The organism is Aquiflexum sp., assembly GCF_041749095.1.
Classification (GTDB): domain Bacteria; phylum Bacteroidota; class Bacteroidia; order Cytophagales; family Cyclobacteriaceae; genus Aquiflexum.
This window is the reverse complement of sequence record NZ_JBGTCA010000107.1, coordinates 1-6,225: the sequence shown is the minus strand read 5'-3', so window position 1 is coordinate 6,225 and position 6,225 is coordinate 1. Positions and strand designations below refer to the sequence as shown.

Below are 6,225 nucleotides of genomic sequence, written 5' to 3'. Positions count from 1 at the left end.
AGTTTTGGTAGACCAGCAAAATACTCTAAAATCCCCTTGGGGCATGCCCCAAGGGGATTTTTAGTGGTGCATTATTGTTGCCAAATTTGGTGTATTCTTATTTACCGAAATTGGTGTATTGTTATTTACCGATTACAAAAGAATTAAACCTATTTCGTCATCCTCCTTAATGCCAATACAATGTTTATGAATTGAATGTTTAATATAAATCAATAAGTTGGTTTTTCCAATAGGCGAAATAGCTGGTATCAAAGAATGATAACAGCCTTTAAAAGTGGGGTTTATTCCAAATAAATATCAACAGTCAGTCCCGAGGGTATCCAAGTGTGGTTATTTATTTAGGTGTGAAACCTGCCAGTAAATTTAAGGCAGTAGAAACTTTGAATAGGTTTTAATGCTTCATTTTATGGCTAAAGTCCGAGAGTACTTTTTCAATTCGTTTGTTTATGTTTCTTCTGTTTTTGCTGATTCGATCAGAACAACAATTTTCTTTTTGTTGCTTGGTGAAAGTGTTTCGTAAAAATCCTGAGTAGATTTATTGGTTTATAATTTGTCCTTCAAAGCTTTGGGGATTTCCACTGTTCTTGTGTAAAATAGTGACACTTTCATCAACTGTTTCACCACCACTTACCTGAACATTTTTTCGGTGTCCACTACTCAAGGGTATGAGAAATTTTTCTTCCATTACGCCTAAAGTGTTTTTTTAAGTTTATTTTTAATGGTGATTACTACAGGAGGTCTCTTTCCTGCGCTTAATTGTTCAATAACTGTTTCGGGAACTGCAATTCCCAAGTTGTTACCTTTTTTGGAAAATTGTTGTCTTAAATTCAAAAGATCTTTTTTAGGTTTTCATTTCATAGATATGGGGGCATTCCTTCATTTATTGTGCCTTCATATTCAATGTACAAATTATATATCTCCTCATCATTTAAAGCCCTGTCAAAAACAGCCAATCCCCCAATTTGTCCAATAAAGAAGTTTCCCATTCCCGAACGCAGTAAAACTGATCCAACTGTGAAATCTGAGCCATTATTCCCCATTCCATCTGGGAAATAATAAGGGTTCTTTGACTGTGTCAAACCATCAGGATAACCTTCAAAGCCAATTGTGTTTCTGATCAATTCAGGTTCTCGGGGTTCAGGGATTCCGTCGAGAAAGGATTTGACTTTGGAGTTTGTTTTCAGTGCTAATTTTCCCATAATCTTCAATTGTTATGATTTGTGGTAAAGGTAGATTGACCAAGTGACAAGGAGAGGCTTTTCTCATCTCTTGAGATTTTTTGAAACCAAACCCCTTCTCACGATACACCTGTCTTCCACAAACCCCAACATCTGTTTCCCATTTCACTGTCACCTCTCCCCAAGAGATTGCCACGTCGCACGAAGGGTAATCCTAATTATAAAGTGAAAGTGAAGTGCTCCTCGCAATGACGCCGTAGTCCCCTTTCTCAAATCTAAAATCACCAATCTAAAATCTTAAATCCTACCTAAACCCATCCGCCTTCCTATATGCCGCAATCAAAGCCGTTTCCCCATCTTTGCCGGGCAGGGCGTTGCCGTGTTCCATGCCGCAGATGCCTTTAAATCCTTTGGCATCTATGTGTTTGAATACATTTAGGTAATTGATCTCTCCTGTGCCGGGTTCTTTTCTGCCGGGATTGTCACCGATTTGGATATAGGCAATCTCATCCCATGCGAGATCCATCATGGCGATCAGGTTGCCTTCGTTGCGCTGCATGTGATAGATATCATAGAGGATTTTGCAGGCAGGGCTGTCCACTGCTTTGCACATGGCATAGCTTTGATCAGAAAATCTCAGAAATAGGTCAGGATTGTCACTCAAGGGTTCCAGCACCATCGCAAGTCCATGGGGTTCAAATACTTCTGCCCCTCGTTTGAGGGCCTCAATCACATGGCCGGTCTGAATTCCGATAGGTAATTTCCTTTCGAAATAACCCGGCACTACTGTTGCCCATTTGGCATTGACCCTTTTGGCGGCTTCTACGGATTTTTTGCAGGTAGCCACAAAATTATCGATAAACTCCTGCTTGCCTGTGGTCAGGGACACTTTCCAGTTGTCACCACCATCGACTACAAATACCCCCATCCGCATGCCAAGCTGTTCCAAGGTTGTACCTATAAGGTTTTGGTCCTCTATGGGTCTGCCCAAAAGGCCATTGTCTTCCAAAGATCGGAAACCCTGATCAGCCATAAATTTCAACTGATCGACCAATCCGTCTCCAGCATGGTTTTTGAACATGCCGAAATGTGGCGCATAATCCAGGTTAAATGGTTTTTCTGCTTTGACTTCATTGCCATAAGCAGCCAAGCTACTACCACCTACCAAAGATGCCGCAGCACCTCCAAGGCTTAAGTTTTTGATAAAATTTCTTCTTTTCATGTGTTTAAAATTTTCTTTTAGATGTCACATAGCCTGTCCCGAACTCGATTCGGGAGAATCTCGCCATGATAATAATGCCTCCGTGGGTCGCTTGCGTCATGCCTGTCTGCCTCAGGCAGGCTCGATTTCATGCTCATATAACTTTAGATTTTCCGGGTATAGCAAATGGATAATAGCCGTCTGCATTTGGAAGGACTTTGGGCATGGCATCCCAGGCCAGTTTTTCAGGCATTAGGTTTACATTGGAATTCAAGGCTTCGTCCCAGGTTACTACCTTGCCTGAGTAGGTGGCGTATCTGCCCAAGATGGCTGTCATGGTACTTTTTGCAGCATTTTCTGCATCGGAAAATTTATACTCACCGGCTACGATTGCGGCAAAGAGTTCATTGTGTTCTACCTGATAAGGATTGGGGTTGTTTTCTCTGTCATGGGTATAAAGCGCATTGCCTTTATAATCCGTCAGGTTGCCATGGTTTCCGGCAGAAAGGAAGACTTTTCCTTTTGTCCCTTGAAAGGATTCATCCACCCTATTGGCAGCTCCTGGAAAGTGGCGGCACTCACTGAAAATTACGGTGCCGTCCGCATAAGTAAAGGTGATCGAATGGTGGTCGAATATTTCACCATGCTCTTTGCCGGTGCGGACTTGCCTTCCCCCAGTACCATAAGCTTGGACAGGGTAGGAGTTTTTGACCCAGTTGGCCACGTCTATGTTGTGGACATGTTGTTCGTTGATATGGTCACCGCATAGCCAGTTGAAATAATACCAGTTGCGCATTTGATATTCCATTTCGGTTTGGCCGGGCTGACGGGGGTTGACCCAAACGCCTCCATCATTCCAATAGACCTGTCCTCCTACAATATCCCCTATGGCGCCGTCATGGATACGTTTGATGGTTTCCTTGTAATTGTCCTGATAGTGTCTTTGGAGACCAACTACCACATTGAGCTTTTTCTTTTTGGCTTCTTCCGCAGCAGCAAGTACCCTTCTGATACCAATGGCATCTATGGCAACGGGTTTTTCCATAAAGACCTGCTTCCCCTGCTTGACGGCTTCCTCAAAATGGGCAGGCCTGAATCCCGGAGGAGAGGCCAAAATCACTACGTCCGCCAACTTAATAGCTTCCTTGTAGCCTTCGAAACCTACAAACTTCCTTTCTTCGGGGACATCCACTTTGTCAATGCCATATTTGTCCCTGATGGGGGCATAGCTTTTGTCTATTCTGTCCCTGAAGGCATCCGCCATGGCGACAAGCTTGATATTGTACCCGGTTTCAAATGCCTGAAAAACGGCCCCGGTTCCTCTACCACCACAGCCGATGACGGCCAATTTGATTTCATCTGTGCCGGCAGCATAAGCACCGGGAATGGAGAAGGGCTGTATCATCATCCCTCCTGCGAGTAATGCGGAGGTTTTGAGAAAATCCCTCCTTGGTTTTTGATTTTGGTTATTCATGGATTTATTGTTTTTTTTTAAGATGTGAGATTTGAGACACAAGACACAAGACCCCTAAAGATGGAAGATGTCGGATGACCGATGTCAGATGTCCCGCCTCGGCGGACAGGCCGATGATGCGGAAATTCATTGTTGATCGTAATTCTGAATGAATTTAATTCTTGCCTTTTTATATTTTTGTTATGCATTTCATGTTAATTCTTTAAAGCCAATTTTATCTTTTGAATATCCGGATTCTTTCCAGTTAAAACAGATATATAACCAAATAGAAGGGATAAATATAGATTCATGCCAACATCCGACATCCGTCATCGGACAATTATCAATAATCCGCTATCGGCGCCCTGTCATAATAGGCCTTGATTTCGGACTCGCTTGGGGGATGGAGGGGTCTTACTATCCGCAATCCCAGGAAGGGAGCTTCCGGAAACCACCATTGGCTTTTGGGGATCTGCGGATCTATCCGCTTCCAATCGGCTTTGGAATAGAACCTTTTGGAACTTCTAAGATCAGAAGCGGGACTTTTATAATTTCCTCCCCTGATGGCACCGGGATAAAGCTTTTGGATGGGTATTTTAGGATTTTTTTGAATAGCATCTGTCCTGTTGTGGTAGGTATTGGCGTCGTATTGGTCGGAAGTCCATTCCATCACATTGCCGAGAATATCGTAAAGTCCCCAAGGATTTGGTTTTTTGAGGCCGATGGCGTGGGTTTCCCCATCACTGTTTTTATCATACCATGCATAATCCGCCAACAGGTTTTCATCATCTCCAAAGAAATACTTGCTGTCCGAACCGGCTTTTGCTGCATACTCCCATTCAGCCTCTGTGGGAAGCCTGTAGAATATGCCTGTTTTCAGGTATAGCCACTTACAGAATTGTATGGCCCCATATTGGGTCATGCCAATGGCAGGTTTGTTTTCTTTGCCCATACCGAAGGTCATATCCAGATAAGGAATACTTGGCCTGCTTAGACCATCCACTTGATCGGGGAGTGGTTTTTCAGAAATGGCTTCTTCGTAGTTTTTGTCCAAAAACATCTCGAAGATATCCCAGGTGATTTCATGTGTTCCCATCCAAAAGGGGGAGATTTCTACCTGATGAACAGGTTTTTCATTTTCTTCACCGGATGGGTTGCCCATCATAAATTTCCCTCCCGGAATGGGCACCATGCCAAAACTTTGAGGGGAATCGGGGATTTTTTGAGTGTATGGGACAAACTCTTCCTGAAAAAGAAAATTCCAAGATAAAAGGATAAATACACAGATAAGCGAAATAGAAATCCGGTATTTTAGATGATGCGAGGTCATTTAATAGGTTTGTTTGAAAGAGAAAAAGAAAAATACTCCAAATACCTGAAATATAAAAAGTTTTGTTATAAATGAGTGGATTTAAGGGGAAGGGTGGGGAAGGATGAATGGTGAAGGATGTACGAAGTACGAAGTACCTGTAGATTTTAGATTTTAGATTTAAGATTTGGGAACGGAAGAAGGGTGAGGGTAGATTGTAGATTTGGGAAGGATGAAAGAAGGATGGATGTAGGATATTGGAGCTTTCTGATTTTTTTTCTGACACAAAAGCTATCAGCTTCAGACTCCGGGATGATTGTACAGGGAGGGGAGAGTTGGAAAAAGCAGCGCACCACTGCTTCGTGTCTTAGACCTGCCCAATGCAGGCGGGCTTGGGCCTTATTAATTTAACCCCAATCCCCCATTTATTTCCAGAAATCCAAACATCCGTCATCCCTGCCTGCTGAAAGGAAGGGGTCATCCAACATCCGTCACCATTTTTCCCTATATTCAGCTTGTTATCAGCCATGCCTAAAAAGTCAAAACCTGCTATCATCAAACCTTATCCGGAACCAAAAATCAATGTACCCAGGTTTTCGGAGGAAGGCGGTTTTTACACCACTCCACAGCGGTCTTTCAATATGTCCAAAATAAAGGGCAAAAACACCAAGCCTGAAAAGCTATTCAAAAAAGCCATTTGGCATGCAGGCATCAGGTATAAAAGCAACAAAAGAAAACTCCCCGGAAAGCCCGACATCAGTCTGATCAAATACAAGTTGATGATTTTTGTGGATGGCTCTTTTTGGCATGGGCACGATTGGGAAAACCGAAAATCAGCCATTAAATCCAACCGGGATTTCTGGATTCCGAAGATTGAGAGGAATATGCAAAGAGACAGGGAGGTCAACCACTACTACCAATCCAAAGGCTGGACGGTGCTTAGGTTTTGGGATTGTCCTTATGCTTCCAGGATTTTAATCAAGTCCCTATTGATATAATATACCTCCCTACCATCCTTGATTTGAACCAACATTCCAGCTTCTACTAATTCACTAAAGTATTTGTTCAGTGTTGTTCTAGATGA

General features: G+C 42.9%; 7 protein-coding genes and 1 pseudogene. 1 reads left to right on the top strand and 7 read right to left on the bottom strand.

Annotated features, from left to right (window positions below; all coding sequences use genetic code 11):
• Window positions 1-444: 444 nt before the first annotated feature.
• The 7 genes and pseudogenes from ACEW8O_RS05910 to ACEW8O_RS05880 all read right to left on the bottom strand — a co-directional run.
• A pseudogene (locus tag ACEW8O_RS05910) lies at window positions 445-498 on the bottom strand (hypothetical protein); the annotation flags it as partial.
• A gap of 37 nt (window positions 499-535) precedes the next feature.
• Window positions 536-685 carry a hypothetical protein gene (locus tag ACEW8O_RS05905; protein ID WP_373493698.1) on the bottom strand — a complete coding sequence of 50 codons (150 nt, stop codon included), beginning with the start codon at window positions 683-685 and terminating at the stop codon, window positions 536-538.
• Window positions 686-854: 169 nt separating this feature from the next.
• On the bottom strand, window positions 855-1,199 hold the full coding sequence (locus tag ACEW8O_RS05900; RefSeq protein WP_373493697.1) for a hypothetical protein: 345 nt from the start codon (window positions 1,197-1,199) through the stop codon (window positions 855-857).
• A 283-nt stretch (window positions 1,200-1,482) separates the two neighbouring features.
• Complete coding sequence (locus ACEW8O_RS05895) at window positions 1,483-2,400, bottom strand: TIM barrel protein (RefSeq protein ID WP_373493696.1); 918 nt, start codon at window positions 2,398-2,400, stop codon at window positions 1,483-1,485.
• Between the two features lie 133 nt (window positions 2,401-2,533).
• Window positions 2,534-3,853, bottom strand: a complete 1,320-nt coding sequence (locus ACEW8O_RS05890) for a Gfo/Idh/MocA family protein (protein WP_373493695.1) — start codon at window positions 3,851-3,853, stop codon at window positions 2,534-2,536.
• A 322-nt stretch (window positions 3,854-4,175) separates the two neighbouring features.
• Complete coding sequence (locus ACEW8O_RS05885; RefSeq protein ID WP_373493694.1) at window positions 4,176-5,162, bottom strand: formylglycine-generating enzyme family protein; 987 nt, start codon at window positions 5,160-5,162, stop codon at window positions 4,176-4,178.
• A 346-nt stretch (window positions 5,163-5,508) separates the two neighbouring features.
• The gene (locus tag ACEW8O_RS05880; RefSeq protein WP_373493693.1) at window positions 5,509-5,670 is read right to left on the bottom strand and encodes a hypothetical protein; all 162 of its coding nucleotides are present in this window, start codon (window positions 5,668-5,670) and stop codon (window positions 5,509-5,511) included.
• Between ACEW8O_RS05880 and ACEW8O_RS05875 the strand changes: the two genes are divergently transcribed.
• Window positions 5,669-6,139, top strand: a complete 471-nt coding sequence (locus ACEW8O_RS05875) for a very short patch repair endonuclease (RefSeq protein ID WP_373493692.1) — start codon at window positions 5,669-5,671, stop codon at window positions 6,137-6,139. The genes ACEW8O_RS05880 and ACEW8O_RS05875 overlap by 2 nt on opposite strands.
• Window positions 6,140-6,225 lie beyond the last annotated feature (86 nt).

What these genes read in the sequence shown, in the direction of transcription:
- ACEW8O_RS05905 (WP_373493698.1), bottom strand. Translation starts at nt 685, where the DNA reads ATGGAAGAAAAATTTCTCATACCCTTGAGTAGTGGACACCGAAAAAAT.
- ACEW8O_RS05900 (WP_373493697.1), bottom strand. Translation starts at nt 1,199, where the DNA reads ATGGGAAAATTAGCACTGAAAACAAACTCCAAAGTCAAATCCTTTCTC.
- ACEW8O_RS05895 (WP_373493696.1), bottom strand. Translation starts at nt 2,400, where the DNA reads ATGAAAAGAAGAAATTTTATCAAAAACTTAAGCCTTGGAGGTGCTGCG.
- ACEW8O_RS05890 (WP_373493695.1), bottom strand. Translation starts at nt 3,853, where the DNA reads ATGAATAACCAAAATCAAAAACCAAGGAGGGATTTTCTCAAAACCTCC.
- ACEW8O_RS05885 (WP_373493694.1), bottom strand. Translation starts at nt 5,162, where the DNA reads ATGACCTCGCATCATCTAAAATACCGGATTTCTATTTCGCTTATCTGT.
- ACEW8O_RS05875 (WP_373493692.1), top strand. Translation starts at nt 5,669, where the DNA reads ATGCCTAAAAAGTCAAAACCTGCTATCATCAAACCTTATCCGGAACCA.
- ACEW8O_RS05880 (WP_373493693.1), bottom strand. Translation starts at nt 5,670, where the DNA reads ATGGCTGATAACAAGCTGAATATAGGGAAAAATGGTGACGGATGTTGG.